Below are 24,103 nucleotides of genomic sequence, written 5' to 3' on the forward strand. Positions count from 1 at the left end.
TGAAATCGCCACGACGCACCACCGGTGTGTCGGGCACCCGACGCACCGGTGGTGCGCAGTTTCAATTGAAACTGCGCGCTCGGTCTCCACGCATCCGACGCGTCACCACTCCTTCTCGCCCGAGGTGGAGGGCACCTTCCACCGACTCAGTCGGCGAAAGGTGCCCTTCGTCAACGCTCGGGATCGACCCTGGGGGCAGGTGGTAGCGGCTTCGGCGCTAGCCCCGGAGTAGCAGTTTCAGTTGAAACTGTGAATCGTCCGGCGACTCGCCCGAGGCTTCCGGTGAGATCACTCCGCTGGAACCAGGCGTGCGGTTCCCATTGAGGTGATCTCAGTAAGTGCCCCGACGCATCACCGGCGTGTCGGGTGCCTGACACACCGATGATGCACAGTTTCAGTTGAAACTGTAACTGTCCCTCGCCCCTCCGCCGACGCGTCACCACTCTCGCTCGCCCCAAGCGAAGGGCACCTTTCACCGGCTCGGTCGGCGAAGGCGCCCTTGATCAACGCCTGTGATCGGCGCTGGGTGCCGGTGGAAGCGGTTTCGGCACTCACCCGGGGTTACAGTTTCAGTTGAAACTGTGAATCACCCGGCGACTCGCCTGTGCGGGTCCGATGAGATCACCTCATTGAAATCGCGGATCGCCTCGTCTCGGAGGGAGTGCGCGGGGCGGCCGGAAGGCTTCCGGTCGGAGGGGCTCGGGGAGCTGGGCCGCTGGGGTTGGCGGATCGGTGGGTGCCCCGGGCGGTGGGCAGGACGTAAAGTGGGGTCGTGGCACTTACCGGCTTGGCTTTGTACCAGTGGATCTTGCTGGTGATCTGGATCGCGGGCATCCCGGTCGGGGTCTTCGCGTTCGTGCACGCTGCGCTGCAGCGGCCCGACGCGTTCACCGCCGTGGACAAGCTGAGCAAGGTGAAGTGGCTGCTCATCACCGGTGCCGCCGCGCTGCTGCTGATCCTGGCCAGTCGGGGCCCGTACGACATCATCTGGATCGCCGGGCTGGTCGCCTCGCTGGTCTACATCGTCGATGTGCGTCCCAAGGTGCGGGAGATCCAGGGGCGGTCCTGGTAGTGGACTCCCGCTGGACGGCGCATGGCCGCGGCACCCCGGTCACGCTGGTCGTGCACGGCTTGGGCGCCACCGAGGGCGAAGCACGCATCCCGTCCTCCGGGCTGCCGGGCACCCGCGTCGTCGTCACGCTGCCGAGCCACGGCAAGGCCCCCGACGCCCCAGCCGACTACTGGAACTACGCGAGCGTCGCGGCCGATGTCCTCGCGGTCGCCGATGAGGTGGGAGCGACCCGTGCGGTCGGTGTTTCGCTCGGTGCGGGCGCGCTGACCCGCATCGCCGCCGAGCACCCGGACCGGTTCGAGAAGCTGGCGCTGCTGCTCCCCGCCGCCTTGGACCGCCCCCGCGACGTCGCGGCGACCTGGTCCTTCGAGCGCCTCGCCGACGCGGTAGCGGCGGGCGACGTCGCTGAGCTGCGCACCCTCGTCGCGGCCGACATGCCACCGGGTGCCGAGGTCGGGGACTACGTCGAGCAGCGGGCGGCCGCGCTGATGCGCCTCGAAGACGCGCTCCGCGAACTGCCCGAGCAGGCGCCGCTGACCGACGCCGCCCCGCTGGGCAACGTCGGCTCGGACGTGCTCGTGGTCGGGGCGACCGGGGACCCGCTGCACCCGGCGGAGGTGGCCAAGGCGGTAGCCGCCGCGTTCGCCCACGCACGGCTGGAGGTCTTCGCCTCGCCCGCGCCGATGCTCACGCACCGTCGTGAGCTGCGCCGACTGCTGGTGGACTTTTTGGGGTGAGCCACCTCACCGGTGGCCAGCGGCGGTTCGTATTGTCGGGGCATGGGTGCAGATTGGTCTTTGGCCGCAGGAACGCTGGACGTGGCATCGGCGCTGGAGCGCCTCGACTTGCTCGCCGACCCGGTTGCGGCGTCGGTCCGGCAACTGGACGACGCGCGCATCGGCGCAACCGAGATCGACCCCGACCTGGCGGACACCGCGGCGTTCTGCGAGAAGTACGGCTCGCCGCTGGAGCTGTCGGCGAACTGCGTGGTCGTCGCGGGCAAGCGGGCCGGTGAGGTCCGCTACGCGGCGTGCGTGGTGCTGGCGACGACCCGGGCGGATGTGAACGGGGTGGTCAAGCGCCGCCTGGACGTCCGCAAGGCGTCCTTCGCCCCGATGGACGACGCGGTCGAGTTGACCAGCATGGAGTACGGCGGGATCACCCCGTTCGGCCTCCCCGCGGACTGGCCGGTCCTGATCGACGCGGAGGTGGCCAAGGCCCCGGCGGTGGTGGTCGGCAGCGGCGTCCGCCGCAGCAAGCTGATCACCCCCGGAGAGGTCCTGACCCAACTCCCCAACGCCGAGGTCCTGGACGGCCTGGGCCGCTGAGGTCGTGAGTGCGTAACAGTGTTCGAACACTATTACGCACTCACGGCCATCCGCAGCATCGGTCGATGTCCCGTGGGCGGACTTGGGTCCGCATGATGTGGTGCTGCGGTTGACATCGCTGACCTCGTCAGGCTGTCCGAAGTAGATCTAGTGCAAGAAGGTCCTGCACAAGGCTCGTGAGTGGCGATGGTCGTAAGAACCACCATCGCCGCTCACGAGTCCTAACCAGCCACAACGCGACCCGGAAGGGTTGCTGAACCCCAGTTCCTGGGTCCAGCAGAGCACGTCGTCCTTTTCCGAGGACGTCACTTCCATGCCTCTCGCGCGAAACGCGTTGCGCCGCAACGGTTCTAGAGAGGATCGGGGGCGCGGGAGCGGAGTAGGACGGAGAGATCGGGTGACTTTGTCCGTGGTTGTTGGGCATGTTGCGTTGGCGGTGTGGTGGCGATCGGTGGTTCTTCGTTGCGCGGCTGACGCCGTTGATTCGCTTGGGGAGATGGGTGTTCCGTGGATTCCGGGGTGGGCGTGCGAACCCGTGAGTTCCGCTGCTTGCTCGGCGCGTGGGCGTTCTCCTCGGTCGGCGCCGCCGTCCTGGCCGCCGCGCCTCGGCTGTGGCGGGCTAGCCCACCCCGGCGGCCACGCGGGCGTCGGTGATCATGTCGTCGAGAATTCCCCGGGAGGCGAGCAAGTCGTCGATCATGCCGTTGATCCGCTCCCGCTCGGCGCAGAGGTCCTCGACGACCTCAATCGTCGGCTTGGAGTGCCCACCGAAGACGCAGGGGAAGATCTGGGCCATCTTCGCGCTCGGCACACCGGCGCCGATCAGCCGCTGTACGAGCGCCACCTTGTCCACATCGGACTCCGCGTATTCCCGGTGGCCGCCGGGGGTTCGCGTGGCGGTCAGCAGTCCCTGCTGCTCGTGGTAGCGGAGCGCGCGCACGCTGACCCCGGTGCGACGGGACAGTTCACCGATCCGCATTGTGGTCTCCGTCACCTTCGGTGGAACCTGACACGTACGTCAGATCCTACCGTCTAGCGCATGACGAACTCGCTGCTCAAGCCGTACGAACCGCTCTCGCTGCCGAACCGGGTCGTGATGGCCCCCATGACCAGATTCCGCGGTGACGAGCAGGGCATCCCCCAGCCGTTCGTGGCGGACTACTACGCCCAGCGCGCCGGTGCCGCGCTGATCGTCACCGAGGGGATCTGGCCGAGCGTGCAGGGGCAGGGCGCGTTGCGCGGACCGGGTCTGGTCTCGGCGGAGCAGGTCGCTGGCTGGCGTGCGGTCACCGATGCCGTGCACGGCGCGGACGGGATGGTCTTCGCGCAGCTCATGCACGCCGGGCGGTTGACCGTTCCGGACAACAACCTCGGCGGGCTGCACCCGGTCGCGCCTTCGCCGGTGCCCGCGAACATCGAGCTGCACACCGCGAGCGGCAAGGTGCGGGCGCTGATCCCGCGCGAGATGACCAGCGCGGACATCACGCAGGCGATCGACGAGCACGTGGCTTCCGCGCGGCGGGCGATCGAGGCGGGCTTCGACGGGGTGGAGCTTCACGGCTCCAACGGCTACCTGCTGCACCAGTTCCTCGCGGACAACACCAACCTGCGGGGCGACCGGTACGGCGGCACCGGGCGCACCCGGTTCGCCGTGGAGGTCGCCGAAGCCGTGGCGGGAGCGGTCGGCGCGCACCGGGTGGGAATCCGCCTGTCGCCGGGGAACCCGCTCACCGGGCTCGTCGAGGCCGACCCGGCGCCGGTGTACCGGGCGCTCGTCGACGCCCTGGAGCCGCTGGGCCTGGCGTACCTGCACCTGACCGACAACAGCCGCTACCCGGCGCTGCGCGACCTCCGTCCACGGTGGACCGGGACGCTGGTCGGCAACACCGGGTTCGGGCACCCGACCACGGCGGAGACCGGCGCGGCGCTGGTCGACGGTGGACTCGCGGACCTGGTCTCGTTCGGGCGGCTGTTCATCGCCAACCCGGACCTGCCGCAGCGCTTCGCCACCGGTGCCCCGCTGGCCGAGGTCGACGAGAGCACCCTCTACACCCACGGCCCGGAGGGCTACGTCGACTACCCGTTCGCGGGCTGAGCCCTCAGAAGACGACGGTGCGGCGGTTGTGGACCAGCACGCGGTCCTCGAGGTGGGCGCGCAGGCCCCGGGCCAGCACGAGCTTCTCGATGTCGCGGCCCTTGCGGACCATGTCCGCCACGTCGTCGGTGTGGTCCACGCGGATGACGTCCTGCTCGACGATCGGTCCGGCGTCCAGCTCCGCCGTCACGTAGTGGCAGGTCGCGCCGATGAGCTTCACGCCACGGTCGTAGGCCTGGTGGTAGGGGCGGGCGCCGGCGAACGACGGCAGGAAGCTGTGGTGGATGTTCAGCGCGCGCCCGGTCCACGCCTCGCAGAGCTCGGGCGGCAGGACCTGCATGAAGCGCGCCAGCACGATCGCGTCCGGGTCGTGCTCGTCCACCAGCTCCTGGACCTGCTTGAACGCGTCGGCCTTCGCCGCCGGGTCCTTGGCGAAGGGCACGTGGTGGAACGGGACGCCGTGCGCCTCGGTGATCGGGCCCAGGTCCGGGTGGTTGCCGATCACCGCTCGCAGGTCCACCTCCAGCTCGCCGGAGCTGATCCGACCGAGCAGGTCGTGCAGGCAGTGCCCGTCCTTAGACACCAGGACCACCACCCGGCGCCGCTCGCCGGTGTCGGAGACGCGCCAGCTGCTCTGCTCGCCGAACTCCGCGGCGACCGCCGCGAAGCGCTCGCGCAGCTCGTCGACGCCGAACGGCAGCGAGTCGGCGCGGACCTCCTGCCGGGTGAAGAACCACCCGGTCTCGATGTCGGTGTGGTAACCGGCCTCGACGATCCACCCGCCGAACTCGGCGAGGAAGGTCGAGATCCGGGCCACGATGCCGGTCCGGTCCGGGCAGCCGAAGCTGATGACGAAGCGCCGTTCGGGAGAGCTCACGACCAGTGATTATCGCAGGTGACGAAGGCCATGCAGGCCGCAGGGCGGGCCCGTCGGCGGGCAACCCGCCACGCCGCCGGGCCACCCCGACGACCGATCTCGATCACCCGGGGCGTGGTCGGCCCCGCCGGACCTCGGCGTTCGCCCGGGTGAACGCCGAGGATGCGCAGGTGCGCGCACGGGAAGCGTGTTTCCGCAGGTGGTCGGCACTGCCTCACGCGACCGCGTGATTTCTCGGCCAGATGGGGTCAGCGGCCGCCGATCAGGTCGGGCAGCGTGGTGCCGCCGGTGACCACGGCCGTGCTCGGACGGCCCCAGACCCGGCGGTACACCGCGTCGGCCGTCCCGGCGATCGTCGCGTCGACCTCCAGCGCGGTGCCGGTCGCGTTCCCGGCCTGCGGCGGTTCGCCCGGCCGGAACTGCACCAGCCACGCCCGGCCCGCGTCCGGTGCGTGCACGAGCACTTGGCCCTCGGCCTTGGAGCCGGTCCAGTCGCCGAGCGGCAGCAGCTCGGTCAGGAACTCGTCGATCCCGTCAGCGGCCAGCTCCGGGTCGAAGATCAGCTCGTGCACGTGGTCCGGACCCAGCTCGGCGAGGGCGTGCTCGGCGTCCAGCCGGTGGATCGCCGTCTCGTGCGCTGCGCGGCGCATCCAGTGGCGCGGCGTGCCCGTCCCGTGGAACCACCGCACCGGCCGGTCGGGGTCCATTGTGGACAAGGTGTGCCGCAGGTCGGCCAGCCGCTCGTCCCACCACGCGAGCGCGTCGTCGAAATCGGCTGGTGGGCGCGGGACTTCCGGTCGGGGGCTGCCCGGTTCGAGGTGCAGGGAGAGCTCGGCCCGGGTGTAGGCCTGCGCCAAGTGCTGCACCAGCTGCCGGACGTCCCACCCCGGGCAGGTCGAGACCTCGATGCCCGGCCCGGCCCGGAGCGCGGCGCTGCGGAAGGCCGCGGCCTGGTCTTGAAAAGCGTGCTGCAGGAACTCGCTCGCCATGCCCCCACCCTAGGCCTCGGAACGGCTCGGAGCCCTCCGCTCGTCGGTGCCGACGAGGAACCGGACGCCTGATCCCCGGTGAACCGCGGATCAGGTGGGGGCGACGGTGGACCAGGGGAGGGTGAGCTCGCCGAGGCGCCAGCGCCGGCGGCGGTCCAGGACCGGCCAGCCGCGGTCGGCGAACAGCTGCACCGCGTGCGCCCAGCGGGCCCGTGGGCCGAACGGGGCCATCGGCGCGGCGGTCGCCCAGCAGGCGTCCAGCTCGGCGAGCACCGCGTGCACTTTCTCGCCCGGCACGTTGCGGTGGATCAGCGTCTTCGGCAGCCGCTCGGCCAGGTCGGACGGCTTGTCCAGGTCGGCGGGCAGGCAGGCCAGCGTGAAGGTCAGCGGTCCGCTGCGGTCCAGCGTCACCCAGCAGCAGCGGCGCCCGATCTCGTCGCAGGTGCCCTCGACCAGCAGCCCGTCCGGGGCCAGCCGCGCGCACAGCTCCTCCCAGTACTTCCACGCCTCCGGCTCGGAGTACTGCCGGAGCACGTTGAACGCCCGCACCAGCACCGGACCGGGGAAGTCGCGGGTCCCGGCGGCCAGCCCGGCCAGCTCGAACCCGCCGCGGCGGAACTCCAGCGCGGGCGGATCGGCGACCGCCTTGCCCGCCGCCACCCGCTCCGGGTCGATCTCCAGGCCGACCACCCGCAACCTCGGGTGCAGCGGGCGCAGCCGGTCGGCCAGCTCCACGGTGGTCACCGGCGTCGCGCCGTAGCCGAGGTCGATCACCACCGGCTCGGCCGCGTCGCGCACCGCGCCAGCGACCCACGGCGTGCCGAGGACCCACCGGTCGACGCGGCGCAGCCGGTTCGGGTTCGTGGTGCCCCGGGTGGGCATGCCGAGCGCGCGGGCTCGCCCGGCCGCGAGCCGCGGGGCCCGCTTCTTCGGGACCGACGTCATGCCCGGCGGGCCAGCCATTCGTCGGTGAAGCGCTCCTCGGCGCTGAGCAGCTTCTGCACCTGGTCGGCGACCAGGTCCTCAAGCTTGCCGCCCACGAACGGCACGTTGACCCGCACGTTGCCGGACACCACGAACTCGCTGTTCGCCGACTCGGTCACGTCGCGCAGCCACATCGAGCCGGTGATGGTGCACGGCGCCTTGGCGATCTCGGCCGCGATCTCGCCGGTGTAGTGCCCGTCCTCCTCACGGCGCCACGACTCGCTGCGGTCGATGGTCAGGTCCCCGCCGACCACGGTGCGCGCCACCGACGGCAGCGAGTCCGCCGGGACGGAGTGGCGGATCTGGAACCGCGCGCCGTTCTCCGTCGCCACGTGCTGCACCAGCTCCGCGTTGGTGCCGCCGAGCTCCTGGAGGCGGTCGTTGAGGTAGTCGAGGTTGATCAGCGCCTCGTACAACCGGACCGCGGGCCACTCGGAGGTGCTTCGGTGCTCGATGCGGCGTGCCATGCAGCGGAGGTTACCTTTGGCAACCGTGAACCCCTCCATGTCCGGTGCTGAAGAAGTGCGCGGCAACACAGCGCGCGCGGCCGAACTGCCCGGTGAACGCGCTGGTGTCCCCCTGGCCGACCACACCACCCTGCGGCTGGGCGGGCCGGCGACCGGCCTGGTGGTCGCCACCCGGCCCGACGAGATCACCGACGCGGTGCGTGCGGCCGACGCGGGTGGCCACCGGCTGCTCGTGCTCGGCGGCGGGTCGAACCTGGTGGTGGCCGACGAGGGGTTCGACGGGCACGTGGTGCGCATCGCCACCAAGGGCCGCCAGTACGACAGCGTCGGCGACGGGTTGGTGCAGCTCACCGCGGAAGCCGGTGAGGACTGGGACGAGGTCGTCGCGGACACCACGCGCCAGGGCCTGGGCGGGCTGGAGTGCCTGTCCGGCATCCCCGGCCTGACCGGCGCGACGCCGGTGCAGAACGTCGGCGCGTACGGCGTGGAGGTCTCCGAGCTGCTGGTCTCGGTCGACCTGCTCGACCGGCGGTCCGGCCAGGTGCGCACCGTCCCGGCGGCCGACCTGGGGCTGACCTACCGCAACAGCGTCCTCAAGCACAGCGACGCCGCCGTGGTGCTGCGCGTCCGGTTCCTGCTGCGCGACGACAACCGCTCCGCGCCGATCCGGTACGGCGAGCTGGCCCGCGCCCTCGACGTCGAACCGGGCACGCAGGTGGACGTGGCGAGCGCGCGCGAGGCGGTGCTGGGGCTGCGGCGCGGCAAGGGCATGGTGCTCGACCCGGCCGACCACGACACCTGGAGCGCGGGCTCGTTCTTCACCAACCCGATCATCCCCGAGGCCGAGCTGCCCGGGGTGCTGGCTCGCATCGCCGAGCGGGTCGGCGCTGACCAGCGGATCCCGCAGTACCCGGCCGACGGCGGGGCCAAGCTGTCCGCGGCGTGGCTCATCGAGCGCGCCGGGTTCGCCAAGGGCCACCAGGGGCCGGGCGGCCGGGTTGGCCTGTCCACCAAGCACACCCTCGCGCTGACCAACCGAGGTGCCGCCAGCACCCGCGACCTGCTCATTCTTGCGCGTGAAGTTCGGGACGGAGTACGCCTGGCCTTCGGCGTTTCGCTGGCACCCGAGCCCGTCTTGGTGGACTGTTCGCTGTAGCAGCCGAAGAGCCGAACGGCCGTAAGAGTGACTCTTCGTGACTGATGCGTAACCCTGAGTGTTAAATGGTGTAGGTGGAGGGGGCCACCATGCTGAGCATCAGGGAGCTGAGGGATCGGGCCGTGATACGTCCGATCAAGCGGGCGGTCGAGGACCAGTTGCTCGACCTGCCCGGGGTGACGGCTGTCGACATCGGCGAGAAGCTCCGCGCCGGACGCAGCACCGGTCAGCAGGTCATCGTGGTCTCGGTCGCGCGCAAGAAGCCGCGTGAGCAGCTGAAACCCGGTGCCTGCGTGCCCGCGGACGTCTTCGGCATCCCGACCGACGTCGTCGAGGAGCAGCCGGTCCTGCAGCACATCCACTGCGCCGAGCACGAGCCGCTGACGCCGCGCCCGCGGCGCGCCGAGCGGACCGGGGTGATCAGCGGCGGCAGCGGGGTCGCGCCGTGCCGGGCGGTCCACCTCGCGCCGCCGGACGTGCGGGAAGCCGGTCCGCACCGGCGGATCGGCACGCTGGGCGCGCTGGTCACCGGCGTCGCTCCGATGGCGGTCGCGATGGGGCTGACCACGTTCGACGTGGGGTGCCTGGACGACGGCTGGTCGGTGGGCGACCAGATGCTGGACCCGGAGGGCGGGCGGGTGCACGCCGAGCTCGCGCGGGCGGCGCTGTCCGGCCGGGTGGACGCGGCGGCGGTCGCCTTAGCGCCGGGATCGGCGACGACCTGCGTGGTGGAGGGCATCGGGCCGATCACCGGCCCGGCCACCGCCTACCCGGGTGAGCGGGTGTGCAAGAACGGCTTCGGCACCGGGGTGACCACCGGTGTCGTGACCTCGGTCGATGCGACGGTCCGGATCGACCACGGCGAGGCGCTGGGGGTCCGGGTGCTCCGCGAGCAGATCCGCGTGGTCGGTGCGGGGGAGTGCTTCTGCGGACCCGGTGACGCCGGGGCGGCCGTGGTCGGTCCGGGCGGTCGGGTGATCGGCCTGCACGTCGCGGGCAGCTGCGCGGGCGTGGTCGGCTTCGCCAACCCCATCGCCGACGTCCTGTCGGAACTGGACGTCGAGCTCTGCACGGAGGCCCAACGCATCCACGCCTGAACCGCGGCGAGATCGCAGTTTCAATTGAAACTGCGGGGGTCGGGGGTCACCCGTGGCGGTGGAAGCGGGTTGCGGAGTGCTGGTCCCGGGGTTTGACCTCGAGGAAGTCGATGTTGACGTGCGGCGGGCGGGTCACCGCGAAGGTGATGATGTCCGCGATGTCGTCGCCGGTCAGCGGGGTGATGCCGTGGTAGACGGCCGCCGCGCGCTCCTTGTCGCCGCCGAAGCGCACCTCGGAGAACTCCGTCTCCACCGCGCCCGGTGCGACCTCGGTGAACCGCACCGGCTCGCCCAGGTGCTCGCCGCGGAGCGTGCGGTGCAGGGCGCCCTGCGCGTGCTTGGCCGAGGTGTAACCACCGCCGTTGTCGTAGACCCCGGTCGCCGCCACCGACGTCACCGTCACCACGTGGCCGTTGCCGGAGGCCACCAGCTTCGGCATCAGGGCACGGGTGACGCGCAGCGTGCCGAGCACGTTGGTCTCCCACATCCAGCGCCAGTCGTCCTCGACCGCGTCGGCGACCTTGGCCATGCCCTTCGCGCCACCAGCGTTGTTGACCAGCACGTGGCACTCGGGGACCTGCGCGGCGAACGCGTCCACCGACTCCTGGTCGGTGACGTCCAGCGGCAGTGCCGTGCCGCCGATCTCCTCGGCCAGCGCGGTCAGCCGGTCGAGCCGCCGGGCGCCCAGCACGACGGAGAAGCCCGCGGCGGCGAGCTGCCGCGCGGTGGCGGCGCCGATGCCCGAACTCGCCCCGGTGACCACGGCCCAGCGACCTGCAGAACTTGTGCTCACGTCTACGTCCTCCCGCCGGTTTCGGGTTGCCCCCATCATCCGATCACGTCACCCCGAGGGGCTCGTCGTCACCCAATCGATGTGACGGGACACACTTGCCCGGAGGACATCTTTTCGAGTCGTCGGACGTCTTATGGATGTGGGTCATTTTTCAACCGCTGTTCGGCCGAATCTCGGCAAAGGGGACGGCGTGGTCGCAACCTCTCGGAAGGGATCGAAGTGAGTGGTGCCAAGCTGCGGCTCCTGTGGACGGCGCTCGCCGGAGCGTTGGCGGCAGTGCTGCTGATCTCCGGCTGCAGTTCCTCTGAGCCAGGCGGTGGCGAGCCCGCCGGGCCGGTCGCACGGGTCGCATTCGAGCCGGGGCCGGGTGCCGCTGAGGTCAACCCGGCCGCTCCGATCAAGGCCACCGTCGAGCACGGCAGGTTCGACTCGGTCGAGCTGACCAACGACGAGGGCAAGCAGGTGGAGGGCGAGCTCGCGCCGGACGGCAGGAGCTGGCAGGCGACCACGGCGCTCGGCTACGGCAAGACCTACACCTGGGCTGGCCGGGCCACCGGCGAGGACGGCAAGCAGGTGCCGGTCGAGGGCAGCTTCACCACGCTGCAGCCGGAGCGGACCATCCGCGCCACGATCAACCCGACCGACGAGGCCGAGGTCGGCATCGCGATGCCGATCAGCGTCAAGTTCGACGAGCCGGTCGAGGACAAGGCGGCCGTCCAGCGGGCGCTGACCGTGCAGACCTCGGTGCCGGTCGAAGGCTCCTGGGCGTGGCTGTCCGACCGGCAGGTCGACTGGCGGCCCAAGGAGTACTGGCCCGCGCACACCCGCGTCAGCGTCAGCGCCAAGCTCTACGGCCTCGCCTACGGCGGCGGCGCCTACGGCCTGGCCGACCTGACCACCGACTTCAACATCGGCCGCGCGCAGGTCGTGCAGGCCGACGTGGGCACGCACCGGCTGGTCGTGGTGCGCGACGGCGAGCAGGTGGCCAGCTACCCGGCCAGCTACGGCGAGGAGTACGACCCGGGCCGCAACACGCCCAACGGGACGTACATCATCATGGAGAAGAACCCGGTGGAGATCATGGACAACCCCCGGTACGGCTACCGCGACGTGCGCAAGACGTGGGCGGCCCGCTTCTCCAACCACGGCGAGTTCATCCACGAGAACCAGGAGAACGCCGCGGCGCTGGGCAAGGTCAACAACTCGCACGGCTGCATCAACCTGAGCGCGGCGGACGCGAAGGAGTACTACGACAGCGCCCTGATCGGCGACCCGGTCGAGGTGTCGGGTTCGGCGAGCAGCATGCCCCCGCAGTACGACGTCTACGACTGGCTCCTCAGCTGGGACCAGTGGACGGCGAAGTCCGCGGTCTGAGCTCTCTTCGGTGAACGGCGGTGGTCCTGGTGGCCACCGCCGTTTTCGCTGTTCCGGGCCCAGTCCGCGGTGTCGAGCACCGCCCTGAGCAGGCTGGGGAAGCGGCTTCGGGAGCAGCGCTTCGAGCAGGACCAGGGCTCCAGCGTGCTCGCGACCGGCTGGCCTTCCTGCCGCAGACCCTGGAGCACCACCGTCGTGCCCGGTGCTCGGGATGGCCGCGGTGGCGCTGGCGATGCCGAGCGGTTGCCTGGCGCTGCTGCCGGGAATCCTGCTGCTGAGCCTGGGGCAGGGGCTGACCTGGACCGGCATGTGGATCGCGGCTGGCACCCGGGGTGGCTCCCGGTGAGCAGGGCGCGGCTTCCGGATGGCCTCCACCGCGCAGCACGTTGGTGGGGCGGTCGGGCTGGCGCTGCTGGTCGCGGTGGCCAACGCGGGCGCGACCGGGATCGGCGGCCTGCGCGGCGGTCGCGCTGTCGGCGGTGATCGCGGTCGGCGGAGCGCTGCTCGCGGTCCGCGCCAAGCAGTGTGAGCAGTGCCACGCGGCGCCGGTCGCGCGGCTGGTTCCGCAGGTCACGGGCGGTACCGTCGCCGGTTGGCCCGGTGTTGCGGGGATGCGGCGGGAATGTTTCCGCCACGCCGGATGTCGGGTCCTACGTGTGCCCCGAAACCCTCGGGGCACCCCGCTTGCGATGGACAGCTGATGACCTCCAGAACGTTACGCATGCGGCCGCGCCGCGCGGCCGTCTTCTCGTTGCACACCTCCCCGCTGGAGCAGCCCGGCACCGGGGACGCCGGGGGCATGAACGTCTACATCGCGCAGACCGCGCGGCAGCTCGCCGAGTTCGGCACCGAGGTCGAGATCTTCACCAGGGCGACCTCCTCGGACGTGCCGCCCATCGCCGAGCTCGCCCCAGGGGTGCTGGTCCGCAACGTCGTCGCCGGTCCGTTCGAAGGCCTGGACAAGAACGAGCTGCCGTCGCAGCTGTGCGCCTTCGCCGCCGGGGCGCTGCGGGTGGAAGCGCGCCACGAGCCCGGCTACTACGACATCGTGCACTCGCACTACTGGCTGTCCGGGCAGGTCGGGTGGCTGGCGCGGGAGCGCTGGGGCGTGCCGCTGGTGCACACCGCGCACACCCTGGCCAAGGTCAAGAACGCCAACCTCGCCGCGGGCGACACCCCGGAGCCGCGGGTGCGGGTGCTGGGCGAGGAACAAGTGGTCCACGAGGCCGACGTGCTGGTGGCCAACACTGACGTCGAGGCCGCTGACCTGGTCAACCGCTACGACGCCGACCCGGCTTCGATCGCAACCATCCCGCCCGGCGTCGACCTGGACGTGTTCACCCCGGGCGACCGCGCGGCGGCGCGCGCCGAGCTGCACCTCCCGGACGACGCCGTCGCGCTGGCCTTCGTCGGCCGGATCCAGCCGTTGAAGGCCCCGGACGTGCTGCTGCGGGCCACCGCCGAACTGCTGGCGCGGCACCCCGAGCTGCGCGAACGCCTGGTCGTCCTGGTGGTCGGCGGGCCGTCCGGCAGCGGTCTGGAGCGGCCGCGGGCGCTCCAGGAACTCGCCGTGGAGCTGGGGATCACCGACGTGGTGCAGTTCCTGCCGCCGCGCTCCGGGGCGGCACTGGCCGCCGTCTACCGGGCCGCGGACGTCATCGCGGTGCCGAGCTACAACGAGTCGTTCGGCCTGGTCGCGCTGGAGGCGCAGGCCTGCGGGACGCCGGTGGTGGCCGCCGCGGTCGGCGGGCTTCCGGTCGCCGTCGACGACGGCGTGTCCGGGCTGCTGGTGGACGGTCACCGCACCGGGCAGTGGGCCGACGCGCTGGGCACCGTCGTGCTCGACCCGCAGTTGCGGGGGCGCCTGGCGGCCGGGACGACGGCGCACGCGGCGCGGTTCTCGTGGCGGAACACCACCGAGGCGCTACTGGATGCTTACGCGCAGGCGAAAATGGCCTTCCACGCGCAACTGCGCATCCAGGAGGTGACCGCGTGAGCCTCGACGAGGTGATCAAGTCCACATTGGACGACAACGGGCTGGAGCACCAGCAGAAGGGCTCCGGCCGGTTCTTCGTCACGCTGCCCGGCACCAAGAAGCTGCAGACCAACTGCTGGCTGGTCGTTGCCGAGCACGCCCTGGTCGTGGAGGCCTTCGTGTGCCGCCAGCCCGACGAGGCGCACGAAGAGGTCTACCGGTTCCTGCTGCGTCGCAACGCGAAGCTCTACGGGGTGCACTACACCCTGGACGCCAACGGCGACATCTACCTGGTCGGCCGGATCGGCCGGCACGCGGTGACCGCGGAGGAGCTGGACCGGGTGCTCGGCCAGGTGCTGGAGGCCGCTGACGGCGACTTCAACACGCTGCTGGAGCTCGGGTTCGCCACCGCGATCCGCCGGGAGTGGGGTTGGCGCGAGTCGCGCGGCGAGTCCCTGGCGAACCTGCAGCCGTTCCGCCAGCTCGTGGAGCGCGACGGGCCGCTCGAACCGCTGCACGACCAGCAGTAGGTGCAACCGGGAGATCGCACCGCTCCGTCCTCGCTGTGTCCGAACCGAGGCGGAGGAGTTGAAGGTGCGATTACGTTGGTCGTTCCTGGTCGTGGTGGCGGCCGGGTTGCTCGTGGGGTGCTCGTCGCCGACGAGCACCGAGTCCGGCAGCAGCGCGAGCGAACTGGCGCCCCATCGCAGCGCCGACTACACGGCGGCAGAACCGACCGGTACCACCGATGACCAGCGGCGCGAGGTGATCCGCACGGCGGAGCTGGACGTCGAGGTGGACGACGTCGCGGCCGCGACCGCGAAGGTGCGCCGCCGCGCCGAAGCAGCCGGGGGCCACCTGGAGCGGGAGGACAGCTACCGCACGAGCACGACCCTGGCGGTCCGCATCCCAGCACCGGAACTGGACCGCGCGCTGGCCGACCTCGCCGCCCTGGGCCGCGTGACCTCCCGCAGCCAGCAGGCCGAGGACGTCACCGACCAGCTGGTGGACACCCGGAGCCGCATCGACTCCCAGCGGGCCAGCGTCCAACGCCTCCGCGAGCTGATGAACCGGGCGGAGACGGTGGACGAGGTCGTCTCCATCGAATCGGAGCTGACCAGCCGCGAATCAGAACTGGAATCCCTCCAGCGCCGGGAAGCGGCCATGAGCAACCAGGTCCGACTGGCCACCCTCACGATCACTCTGGAACCCCAACCAGCGAAGTCCGACGAGGACACGGGCTTCCTGGCGGGTCTCGACCAAGGCTGGAGAGCTCTCACCGGAGCAGGAGCAGCGACCCTGACGGCCCTGGGCGCAATCCTCCCCTTCGCAGCACTCCTGGCCATTCCCGCGACAGCCCTGGTGATCCTCCACCGCCGCCGAAAAGCCCTCGTGAGTGAGAACGGTGGCCCTGACCACCATTTGCACTCACGACCCACACGCCGACCTCGTGAGCGGCAACAGTCGCTCTAACCACCGGAACCACTCACGACCGGTGAGGAAAAGCGGGACCGCGGGGGCGGCTCGGGAGAGAGGGGGAGTCACGAGCTCGAGCCGCCCCACGCGGGGGTCCCGCCTGACGGGCCGTGGGCGGGGGGCACCCGGGGCCCGGCGGGCGCGGTCCGTTGGGGGATTCGGACCGCGTTCGCGCTCTCTCGTGATCGGGGAGTGCGTGGGAGCCGATCAGGGAGAGCGTTGTCAACTTCGCAGAGTCATGCAGCCGCCACAAGGCCGCCACATTACTCCATTAGTGTGATGTTCAGGGCAAAAAGTAACGCATAGGAATCAAACTGTCGTCGTTTCTCGAACGAAGGTGACGGCCACCACTTTCGTGTCACGCTGTCGCGGTGATCGGATAACTGTCGAGTGAACCGCACAACCAAATGTGCGGGTCACGGCGCGTTGCGGGAGGGTGGGTGCGGCGGAGGTCGGCCGCCTCCGCGGACCCCCCACGATGGAGCGGTGAGATGACCGATCGCAATGCCACCACGCAGTGGACCGGGGACCTCAAGTCCGGTTCCGGTTCCGTCACCCTCGACTCGTCCAACGCGGGGCAGTTCCCGGTCACCTGGGCGTCGCGGGCGGAAGCACCCGACGGCCGCACCAGCCCGGAGGAGCTGATCGCCGCCGCCCACTCGGCGTGCTACTCGATGCAGCTGTCCGGGCTGCTGTCCGCGGCAGGCACCCCGCCGGAATCGATCGACACCAGCGCCGAGGTCAGCTTCGGGCCGCACGGTGACGGGTTCGCCATCACCGGCATCGCGCTGACCGTCCGGGCGAAGGTGCCGGGCATCAGCCGGGAAGCCTTCGACGAGGCCGCGCGGCAGGCCAAGGAGATCTGCCCGGTCTCGGCCGCGCTCACCGGCACCACGATCACCCTCGACGCCGCGCTGGACCAACCGGCGGCGCGGCCCGGCGGCTCGGCTCTATAGCCTGGGGATATGACTTCGACCCTGGTGCTGCTGCGGCACGGTGAGAGCACGTGGAACGCCGAGAACCTGTTCACCGGCTGGGTGGACGTCCCGCTGTCGGAGAAGGGGGAGGCCGAGGCCAAGCGCGGCGGTGAGCTGCTGCGCGAGGCGGGCGTGCTGCCGGACGTGCTGCACACCTCGCTGCTGCGGCGGGCGATCTCCACGGCGAACATGGCCCTGGACGTGGCCGACCGGCACTGGATCCCGGTCCGCCGCGACTGGCGGCTCAACGAGCGCCACTACGGCGCGCTGCAGGGCAAGAACAAGAAGCAGACCCTGGAGGCCTACGGCGAGGAGCAGTTCATGCTCTGGCGCCGCTCCTACGACACGCCGCCGCCGGAGATCGAGCTCGGCAGCGAGTTCAGCCAGGACGCCGACCCGCGCTACGCGGACCTCGGCGCGGACCTGCCGCGCACCGAGTGCCTGAAGGACGTGGTGGCCCGCCTGCTGCCGTACTGGGAGTCGGCGATCGTGCCGGACCTGCGGGCCGGTCGCACGGTGCTGGTCGCCGCGCACGGCAACTCGCTGCGCGCGCTGGTCAAGCACCTCGACGGGATCTCCGACGACGACATCGCCGGGCTGAACATCCCGACCGGCATCCCGCTGCGCTACGACCTGGACGGGGACTTCAAGCCGACCAACCCGGGCGGCACCTACCTCGACCCGGAGGCGGCGGAGAAGGCCGCGGCCGCGGTCGCCAACCAGGGCCGCTGACCGCACCCGAACCACCGCAGGGGCACCGCGGAGCCACGACCTCCGGGTGCCCCTGCGGCGTGCCCAGGTCTCCTCGCGGTGCGGGGCCTCGGGTTCCGCGAATTCAAGTGGGAACCAGACATCCGATTCCATTGAGGTCGCAGGTCCGGACTTGCGGCAGGACCCGGGCGCCGGTCGTCACCCACGTGGGGGTCGGGTGGCGGGAAGTCGCCGTGGTGGCGAACGGAGTGCTACGGATGGCCCTGCGGAACGTGAACTGGCTCCCAGCAGTGGGTGAAGCGAAGGTGAAGAAGCCCCCGTTTCGTGTCATGGGTATCACGGAACGCCCTCGTAGACTGGCCTCTCCCCACCCCGCCGCGCTTACGATGCTGGCGTGACCGCATTGGGCTACACCGCCCTGATCATCGGCGTGCTCGTGGTGGGCGCGGCCGGTGGCTTCGCCATCGCGCGACTCCGGTACTACGGCCACGGCAAACCCGAAGGCCCGACCGTCGCGGAACTGCTCCAGCGCCTGGTGCACACCAGCGCCAGCGGCGTCGTCCTGCTCAACAAGTTCGGCGACGTGGTGCTGCACAACCCCCGCGCCGACGAGCTCGGCATCATCCGCGACCACCGCGCCGACGCGCGTGCCCAGAAGGCCGCCGAGCAGGCCCTGGAGACCGGCAAGGCCGTTCCGGTCGACCTCTCCCCGCTGACCGACCGCCCCGCGCTGCGCGGCCGCGGCCCCGCAGCGGTGCTCGGCGAGGTCCGGCCGCTGGGCGACGGCTTCGCCGTCGTCGACGCCGCCGACGAGTCCGACTCGGTCCGCCTGGAGGCCACCCGCCGCGACTTCGTCGCCAACGTCAGCCACGAGTTGAAGACCCCGGTCGGGGCACTCGCGCTGCTCGCGGAGGCGGTGCTGGACGCCGCCGACGATGCTGAGGAGGTGCGGCGGTTCTCCACCAAGATCCTGCACGAGTCGACCAGGCTGGGCACCCTGGTCTCCGAGCTGATCGCGCTGTCCCGGCTGCAGGGCGCCGAGCGGCTGCCCGAGATGACCACCGTCGAGGTGGACGCCGTGGTGGAGGAGGCGCTGGGCCGCTGCAAGCTCGGCGCGGAGTCCGCCGGGATAGAGATCGCCGTCGACGAGCCCACCGGCTACCTGCTGGACGGCGACCGGACGCTGCTGGTCACCGCGCTGAGCAACCTGATCGACAACGCGGTGGCGTACTCCCCGCCGGGCAGCCCGGTGTCGATCAGCCGCCGGATGTCCGGGGACTTCGTGGAGATCGCGGTCACCGACCGCGGCATCGGCATCGAGCCCGAGTACCACGAGCGCGTCTTCGAGCGGTTCTTCCGGGTCGACCCGGCCCGTTCGCGCGCCACCGGTGGCACCGGCCTCGGCCTGGCCATCGTCAAGCACGTCGCGGCCAACCACGGCGGCGAGGTCAGGCTCTGGAGCCGCACCGGAACCGGCTCCACCTTCACGCTTCGGGTGCCCGGGCACGGCGCTCGCACGACCGACGGCCAGCAGGCCGTTGAGCCGGACCGGGCGGCGCTGCCCGCCCGGTCGACCGACGAGGGTGCGGACGGGGTTGCAACCGTCGAAACGGGAGGAGTCCGGTGACCAGGGTGCTGATCGTGGAGGACGAGGAGTCCTTCGCCGACCCGCTCGCTTTCCTGCTGCGCAAGGAGGGCTTCACGGCGTCTGTGGCCGCCAACGGACCGGAGGCGTTGGACGAGTTCGACCGCAACGGCGCGGACATCGTGCTGCTCGACCTGATGCTGCCCGGCATGAGCGGCACCGACGTGTGCAAGCAGCTGCGCCAGCGCTCCTCGGTGCCGGTGATCATGGTGACGGCCCGGGACAGCGAGATCGACAAGGTCGTGGGCCTGGAGCTGGGGGCGGACGACTACGTCACCAAGCCGTACTCGGCGCGCGAGCTGATCGCGCGGGTGCGCGCGGTGCTGCGGCGCCGCGGCGAGGCCGAGGAGCTGCAGCCGCAGGTGCTGACCGCGGGGCCGGTGCGGATGGACGTGGAGCGGCACGTGGTGACCGTCGACGGCGAGGACGTCAACCTGCCGCTGAAGGAGTTCGACCTGCTCGAGTACCTGCTGCGCAACGTCGGCCGGGTGCTCACCCGCGGTCAGCTGATCGACCGGGTGTGGGGTGCGGACTACGTCGGCGACACCAAGACGCTGGACGTGCACGTCAAGCGGCTGCGCTCGAAGGTCGAGCCGAACCCCGCGGAGCCGCGCTACTTGATCACCGTGCGTGGCCTCGGCTACAAGTTCGAGGCGTGATCCCGCTCGCGTGATGGGGAGCACGACTTGCACCACCGGAGCAGGTCTGGGGCCCGTTCGGGGCGCGCGGGTGGGCCGTTCGCGGGCCCACCCGACCCCCGGTCGTGTGCGCAGCCGGTAATTTGTCGGTCATGCGCCTAGGGGTGCTCGACGTCGGATCCAACACGGTCCACCTGCTGGTGGTGGACGCGCACCGTGGTGCCCATCCGACCCCGATGACATCGGAGAAGTCCGTGCTGCGGCTCGCCGAGCGGATCGACGCGCACGGCGGCCTGCTCAGCGCGGACGACGCCGCCGAGCTGGTCCGCACGGTCGCCGACGCGCAGGAGTCGGCGATCGCGGCCGGGTGCGAGGAGCTGATGGCCTTCGCGACCTCGGCGATCCGGGAGGCGGCCAACGCCGCCGACGTGCTCGCCCGGGTGACCGCGGAGACCGGCATAGAGCTGGAGGTGCTGCCCGGTGAGGACGAGGCCCGGTTCACCTTCCTCGCCGCGCGCCGCTGGTACGGCTGGTCCGCGGGCAACCTGCTGATGCTCGACATCGGCGGCGGCTCGCTGGAGCTGGCGATGGGCATCGACGAGCAGCCCGACCTGGCGGTGTCGCTGCCGCTGGGCGCGGGGCGGATGGCCCGCAGCATGCTGCACGACCCGCCCCGCCAGGACGAGGTCAAGAAGCTCCGCGAGTGGCTGCAGGGCCAGCTCGCGCCCACCGCCAAGCGGTTCCGCAAGCTCAGCAAGCCGGACCGGGCCGTGGCCAGCTCCAAGACCTTCCGGTCGCTGGCCAGGTTGACCGGCGCCGCCCCGGCCTCCGCCGGGCCGCGGGTGCCGCGCACCCTCACCGAGACCGGCCTGCGCCAGCTGCTGGCGTTCATCACCCGCATGTCCTCGCAGGACCTGGCCTCCCTGGACGGGGTCAGCGCCGCGCGGGCGCACCAGCTGGTCGGCGGTGCGCTGGTGGCGGAGGCCACCATGAAGGCGCTGGGGCTGAAGGAACTCGACATCTGCCCCTGGGCGTTGCGGGAAGGGGTGATCCTGCGGCGGCTGGACCACACCAACGGAGACAGTCACACTGCCATCCAGGACCGAGCTGTGCTGCGGCACGCCGAGCCTGAGGACGGAACTGGACGCTGGACGGAGCACGGGGCACGGTGGGAGCGATGAATCGGGACAGCGGGGCCGATCAGCCCACCCAGCGCACCGTGGCGGAGCTGCTGGCCGAGTACGGTGCCAGCGGCCAGAAGGGCAGCCGCCGGCGGCGTCGGCGCGCCGAGGACCCGAGCGAGACCGCGCCGCAGGCGATCATCGAGCGGGTCATGTCCGACAGCGGGCAGATGCGCGCCATCCAGCCCGACGCCGAGCCTCCGCAGTACCGCAGCCACCGGGCCGCCGGTCGCCGACCGGCTGCCCCGCCACCGCCGCCCGCCGCCGCTGCACCACCGGCCCCACCGGCGCCGGAACCCCCAGCGCCGCCCGCGCCGGAACCCCCGGCCCCGGAGCCGCCCGCCGCTGAGGCGCCCGCGGAGCAGCCGGGTGGCCCGAGCTACTGGGCGCAGCGGTTCGCCACCGCAGGTGGCAAGCAGCCCGCGCCCGTCGAGGGCGATGCCGAGGCGACCATCCAGCAGCCCGCGCTGCGCGCCGACGCGCCACCGGTGCCGCCCACGGCTCCCAAGACCCCGCCGGAGGGCGTCACCGAGCAGCTGCCGCGCGTCGCCCCGCCCGCGGCCCCGGTCCCGGAGGAGGGCACCGAGGTGCTGGCCGTCCCGGCCGCGCCGCCGGAGCGGGTCGAGGAGGCGCCGGAGCGCGACGACGAGGACCCGTACGACTTCGACTCCTACGAGGAGCCGGAGGCGGAGTACGCCGAGGACGACGACTACGACCCCGAGCTGCCCGCGGGCATGGGCGCCGACGACTACCGCGAGGACGAGGCGGAGGACGAACCGGAGCCGCCCTCGCCCGCCAAGGAGTGGGGCACGCTGGCCCTGCAGGGCGTCGCCGGGCTGGTCGGCGGTGGCGCGGTCTGGTTCGGGTTCCGCTGGCTGTGGGGCTTCCACGCGCTGGCGGCCCTGGGTGCCGCGCTGCTGTTCACCGGTCTCCTGGTGTTCGTCGCGTGGAAGTTCCTGCGCAACAACGACCTGCAGACGATCCTGCTCTCGGTGCTGGTCGGCCTGTTCTGCACGGTGTCCCCGGCCGCCCTGCTGCTGATCAGCCACTAGAGGTTTCCTGCGCAGCGGTGGGAGTAGCGGAGGGCCGTCCTCCGAAAACCCGCAGCGGTACCGGTTGTGGGGGTGGGCCGAGCGCTGCGCGCTCGCGGCAGCTCATGCCGTTGTTGCGGTCGGCCTCGCGGCTGCGCGCAGGAGGGGATCAACTGCCCAGCCGTTGCCGTCTGCGACCGGTTCGGCGGACCCTCCCCGGGCGCTGCGATGTGAGATTTGCGCCGCTCACGGGGGCCGGGGCGTGACCTGCTGGCGATCGTCGGTCATCCTTGGCAGGACATGATGGTGCAACCGCCCCCGCGCGAGGACGCCCCGGGACGCATCCCGGTCGGGTTGTCCAGCGCCTCGGTGTGGCCGCAGCCAGCCCGGGCGGCGTTCGAGATGGCCGCGGACCTCGGCTTCGACGGGGTCGAGGTGATGGTCTGGGCGGACGCCGTCAGCCAGGACGTGGCCGCGCTGCACCGGCTCTCCGAGCAGCACGGCGTGCCGATCCTCGCGGTCCACGCGCCGTGCCTGCTGATCACCCAGCGGGTCTGGTCGCCGGACCCGGAGGAGCGGTTGCGGCGGTCCGTGGTGGTGGCCAGCGAGCTGGGTGCGTCCACAGTGGTCGTGCACCCGCCGTTCCGCTGGCAGCGCCGCTACGCGGACGGGTTCGGCGAGCTGGTCGCGGAACTGGAGGAGACCAGCGGGATCGCGGTCGCGGTGGAGAACATGTTCCCGCTGCGCCCGCCGAGCACGCTGAACCGGCTGCGCGGCGGCAAGTCCAACGGGCTCTCGGCGTTCACCCCGTCGCCGGACCCGACCGAGGTGGGCTTCAGCAACTACACCCTGGACCTCTCGCACGCCGCCGCCGCGCACGTGGACGCCATCGACCTGCTCAAGCGGATGCGGGGTGGGCTCGCGCACGTGCACCTCGCGGACGGGACCGGGGCTTCGCGGGACGAGCACCTGGTGCCGGGGCAGGGGAACCAGCCCTGCGCCGAGGTCTGCGAGGCGCTCGCGGCCGACGGGTACCAGGGGGCGGTGGTGCTGGAGGTCAACACCCGGAAGGCGCGCACGGCCCAGCAGCGGGCGGCGTTGCTGTCCGAGGCGCTGCTGTTCGCCCGGCAGCACCTGCAGCCGCTGCAGTCGGCTTGACGGTTCCGCGCGCGCGACGTCCGATCTTGGCGTTATCCGGTACCTGATGATCAACTTCGGTCAAGGTCACTAGAATCGGTGACCATGAACTCGTTGCGCGCATCGGTCGTCGAGCGCATTCGACCACTGGACCGCATGTGACCGAGGCCCTGGACCCCTTCGCAGCAGCCACCTCGGTGCGCTCGCTCGGCGACGGCAGCTACGTCGCCCACCTGCATCCGGAATGGGCCGTGGGCGACCGCCCGCACGGCGGCTACCTGCTGGCGCTGCTGACCAGAGCGCTGGGCGACGTGACCGGGCTGGAGCCGCTGGCGGTCAGCGCCCAGTACCTGCGCCCGCCGCGGGTCGGACCGGTGCTGATCCGCACCGAGGTGCTCAAGGCGGGCAGGACGGTCACCGCCGCCCGGGCGCTGCTCGAGCAGAGCGGGCAGCCCTGCGTCGACGCCACGATCACCCTCGGCAAGGCGCCGGAGGGCGAGCCTGCCTGGTCGGACCTGCCCGACATGCCGGTGAACCCGCCGCCGAACGCCATCGACCTCGGCACCGGCGAGCAGCGCCGGTACTTCTCGCTGGCCCAGGTCTGCGACATGCGGCTGGACCCCGACACCGCGGAGTTCCTCGACGGCCGCACCGGGCCGCCGCGCCTGCGGATGTGGGTCAAGCCCCGGGAGGCCCAGCCGGACCTGCTGTTCGGCCTGGTCGCCGGGGACCTGACGGTGCCGGTCACGCTGAACCTGGGGCGCTTCGGCTGGGCCCCGACGGTGCAGCTGACGGCGCTGCTGCGGGCGGCCCCGGCCAACGGCTGGCTCCGCCTGGCGGTGGACTGCCGGGCGGTCCAGGGGCAGTGGTTCGACGAGGACGTCACGGTGGTGGACTCGATGGGCCGCCTGGTCTGCCAGGCCCGCCAACTCGCCATCGCCCCCTGACCGCGACTGCGGTGGGAACGAGACCTGTGACTTCCACCGGAGTTGCGGACCTCCGGCGTGTCTGCTGGTGCCCGCCGGGCCGATGCCCTCCGGCCTGCCGAACCGGGAGAAGAGCCGCATCCGGCAGCTGTTCGCCGAGGGCAAGGCCAGCCG

At 71.5% G+C, this 24,103-nt stretch carries 26 protein-coding genes; 20 read left to right on the forward strand and 6 right to left on the reverse strand.

The annotated features are described in order from the left end of the window. The first annotated feature begins 772 nt into the window (after positions 1–772). From ABT324_RS17620 to ABT324_RS17630, 3 genes are read left to right on the forward strand one after another with little or no spacing between them, the layout of a single operon-like run. Positions 773–1,072, forward strand: coding sequence for a DUF2516 family protein (locus ABT324_RS17620; RefSeq protein ID WP_502949754.1), 300 nt, complete (start codon positions 773–775; stop codon positions 1,070–1,072). Next, on the forward strand, positions 1,072–1,809 hold the full coding sequence (locus ABT324_RS17625; RefSeq protein ID WP_351178051.1) for an alpha/beta fold hydrolase: 738 nt from the start codon (positions 1,072–1,074) through the stop codon (positions 1,807–1,809). Before ABT324_RS17620 ends, ABT324_RS17625 begins: the two co-directional genes overlap by 1 nt. 42 nt (positions 1,810–1,851) lie before the next feature. Then, on the forward strand, positions 1,852–2,400 hold the full coding sequence (locus ABT324_RS17630) for a YbaK/EbsC family protein (protein ID WP_351178054.1): 549 nt from the start codon (positions 1,852–1,854) through the stop codon (positions 2,398–2,400). Between the two features lie 619 nt (positions 2,401–3,019). Here the strand turns inward: ABT324_RS17630 and ABT324_RS17635 are convergent. Then, on the reverse strand, positions 3,020–3,394 hold the full coding sequence (locus ABT324_RS17635) for a MerR family transcriptional regulator (protein WP_351178057.1): 375 nt from the start codon (positions 3,392–3,394) through the stop codon (positions 3,020–3,022). A 45-nt stretch (positions 3,395–3,439) separates the two neighbouring features. Here ABT324_RS17635 and ABT324_RS17640 point away from each other — a divergent pair, with 45 nt between their 5' ends. Then, positions 3,440–4,495, forward strand: a complete 1,056-nt coding sequence (locus ABT324_RS17640) for an alkene reductase (RefSeq protein ID WP_351178060.1) — start codon at positions 3,440–3,442, stop codon at positions 4,493–4,495. A gap of 4 nt (positions 4,496–4,499) precedes the next feature. Here ABT324_RS17640 and purU read toward each other — a convergent pair whose 3' ends face one another. From purU to ABT324_RS17660, 4 genes are all read right to left on the reverse strand, one after another. Beyond that, a complete protein-coding gene (gene purU, locus ABT324_RS17645) occupies positions 4,500–5,372 on the reverse strand; it encodes a formyltetrahydrofolate deformylase (protein WP_351178063.1) in 873 nt (290 codons plus the stop codon). 248 nt (positions 5,373–5,620) lie between these two features. Continuing rightward, the gene (locus tag ABT324_RS17650; RefSeq protein ID WP_351178066.1) at positions 5,621–6,361 is read right to left on the reverse strand and encodes a maleylpyruvate isomerase family mycothiol-dependent enzyme; all 741 of its coding nucleotides are present in this window, start codon (positions 6,359–6,361) and stop codon (positions 5,621–5,623) included. A gap of 90 nt (positions 6,362–6,451) precedes the next feature. Beyond that, a complete protein-coding gene (locus ABT324_RS17655; protein ID WP_351178069.1) occupies positions 6,452–7,324 on the reverse strand; it encodes a class I SAM-dependent methyltransferase in 873 nt (290 codons plus the stop codon). After that, the gene (locus ABT324_RS17660; protein WP_351178072.1) at positions 7,303–7,812 is read right to left on the reverse strand and encodes a DUF2505 domain-containing protein; all 510 of its coding nucleotides are present in this window, start codon (positions 7,810–7,812) and stop codon (positions 7,303–7,305) included. The genes ABT324_RS17655 and ABT324_RS17660 overlap by 22 nt, the downstream gene beginning before the upstream one ends. 37 nt (positions 7,813–7,849) lie before the next feature. Here ABT324_RS17660 and ABT324_RS17665 point away from each other — a divergent pair, with 37 nt between their 5' ends. Both ABT324_RS17665 and ABT324_RS17670 read left to right on the forward strand, forming a co-directional pair. Then, a complete protein-coding gene (locus ABT324_RS17665) occupies positions 7,850–8,968 on the forward strand; it encodes a UDP-N-acetylmuramate dehydrogenase (RefSeq protein WP_502949755.1) in 1,119 nt (372 codons plus the stop codon). Between the two features lie 122 nt (positions 8,969–9,090). Continuing rightward, positions 9,091–10,065 carry a hypothetical protein gene (locus tag ABT324_RS17670; protein ID WP_351178078.1) on the forward strand — a complete coding sequence of 325 codons (975 nt, stop codon included), beginning with the start codon at positions 9,091–9,093 and terminating at the stop codon, positions 10,063–10,065. A 46-nt stretch (positions 10,066–10,111) separates the two neighbouring features. Here the strand turns inward: ABT324_RS17670 and ABT324_RS17675 are convergent, their stop codons facing one another. Beyond that, positions 10,112–10,858 carry an SDR family NAD(P)-dependent oxidoreductase gene (locus tag ABT324_RS17675; protein WP_351178081.1) on the reverse strand — a complete coding sequence of 249 codons (747 nt, stop codon included), beginning with the start codon at positions 10,856–10,858 and terminating at the stop codon, positions 10,112–10,114. Between the two features lie 219 nt (positions 10,859–11,077). On the opposite strand from ABT324_RS17675, the gene ABT324_RS17680 reads away from it, so the two are divergent. The 14 genes from ABT324_RS17680 to ABT324_RS17745 all read left to right on the forward strand — a co-directional run bounded on the left by ABT324_RS17680 (position 11,078) and on the right by ABT324_RS17745 (position 23,950). Further along, positions 11,078–12,232, forward strand: coding sequence for a L,D-transpeptidase (locus tag ABT324_RS17680; RefSeq protein ID WP_351178084.1), 1,155 nt, complete (start codon positions 11,078–11,080; stop codon positions 12,230–12,232). 202 nt (positions 12,233–12,434) lie between these two features. Beyond that, the gene (locus ABT324_RS17685) at positions 12,435–12,578 is read left to right on the forward strand and encodes a hypothetical protein (protein WP_351178087.1); all 144 of its coding nucleotides are present in this window, start codon (positions 12,435–12,437) and stop codon (positions 12,576–12,578) included. Between the two features lie 18 nt (positions 12,579–12,596). After that, positions 12,597–12,761, forward strand: coding sequence for a hypothetical protein (locus ABT324_RS17690; protein WP_351178090.1), 165 nt, complete (start codon positions 12,597–12,599; stop codon positions 12,759–12,761). A 171-nt stretch (positions 12,762–12,932) separates the two neighbouring features. Next, a complete protein-coding gene (gene mshA, locus ABT324_RS17695) occupies positions 12,933–14,228 on the forward strand; it encodes a D-inositol-3-phosphate glycosyltransferase (RefSeq protein WP_351178093.1) in 1,296 nt (431 codons plus the stop codon). Beyond that, positions 14,225–14,737, forward strand: a complete 513-nt coding sequence (locus ABT324_RS17700; RefSeq protein WP_351178096.1) for a type III secretion system chaperone family protein — start codon at positions 14,225–14,227, stop codon at positions 14,735–14,737. The genes mshA and ABT324_RS17700 overlap by 4 nt, the downstream gene beginning before the upstream one ends. Before the next feature lie 64 nt (positions 14,738–14,801). Continuing rightward, entirely contained in the window at positions 14,802–15,680 is an 879-nt protein-coding gene (locus ABT324_RS17705; protein ID WP_351178099.1) for a DUF4349 domain-containing protein, read from the forward strand. A 494-nt stretch (positions 15,681–16,174) separates the two neighbouring features. Beyond that, positions 16,175–16,639, forward strand: coding sequence for an OsmC family protein (locus ABT324_RS17710; RefSeq protein WP_351178101.1), 465 nt, complete (start codon positions 16,175–16,177; stop codon positions 16,637–16,639). Positions 16,640–16,648: 9 nt separating this feature from the next. Then, the gene (locus ABT324_RS17715; protein WP_351178104.1) at positions 16,649–17,392 is read left to right on the forward strand and encodes a phosphoglyceromutase; all 744 of its coding nucleotides are present in this window, start codon (positions 16,649–16,651) and stop codon (positions 17,390–17,392) included. Between the two features lie 373 nt (positions 17,393–17,765). Continuing rightward, positions 17,766–18,998 carry a sensor histidine kinase gene (locus ABT324_RS17720; protein WP_351178107.1) on the forward strand — a complete coding sequence of 411 codons (1,233 nt, stop codon included), beginning with the start codon at positions 17,766–17,768 and terminating at the stop codon, positions 18,996–18,998. Beyond that, positions 18,995–19,675 carry a response regulator gene (locus tag ABT324_RS17725; RefSeq protein WP_351178110.1) on the forward strand — a complete coding sequence of 227 codons (681 nt, stop codon included), beginning with the start codon at positions 18,995–18,997 and terminating at the stop codon, positions 19,673–19,675. Before ABT324_RS17720 ends, ABT324_RS17725 begins: the two co-directional genes overlap by 4 nt. 131 nt (positions 19,676–19,806) lie before the next feature. Further along, positions 19,807–20,835, forward strand: a complete 1,029-nt coding sequence (locus ABT324_RS17730; RefSeq protein ID WP_351178113.1) for a Ppx/GppA family phosphatase — start codon at positions 19,807–19,809, stop codon at positions 20,833–20,835. Beyond that, entirely contained in the window at positions 20,832–21,887 is a 1,056-nt protein-coding gene (locus tag ABT324_RS17735) for an Rv0497 family membrane protein (protein WP_351178116.1), read from the forward strand. The genes ABT324_RS17730 and ABT324_RS17735 overlap by 4 nt, the downstream gene beginning before the upstream one ends. A 279-nt stretch (positions 21,888–22,166) precedes the next feature. Beyond that, positions 22,167–23,024 carry a sugar phosphate isomerase/epimerase family protein gene (locus tag ABT324_RS17740; protein WP_351178119.1) on the forward strand — a complete coding sequence of 286 codons (858 nt, stop codon included), beginning with the start codon at positions 22,167–22,169 and terminating at the stop codon, positions 23,022–23,024. A gap of 137 nt (positions 23,025–23,161) precedes the next feature. Then, positions 23,162–23,950, forward strand: coding sequence for a thioesterase family protein (locus tag ABT324_RS17745; protein WP_351178122.1), 789 nt, complete (start codon positions 23,162–23,164; stop codon positions 23,948–23,950). The last annotated feature ends 153 nt before the right edge of the window (positions 23,951–24,103 follow it).

Origin of the sequence: Saccharopolyspora sp. NPDC000359, assembly GCF_040300525.1 — a bacterium.
GTDB lineage: Bacteria > Actinomycetota > Actinomycetes > Mycobacteriales > Pseudonocardiaceae > Saccharopolyspora.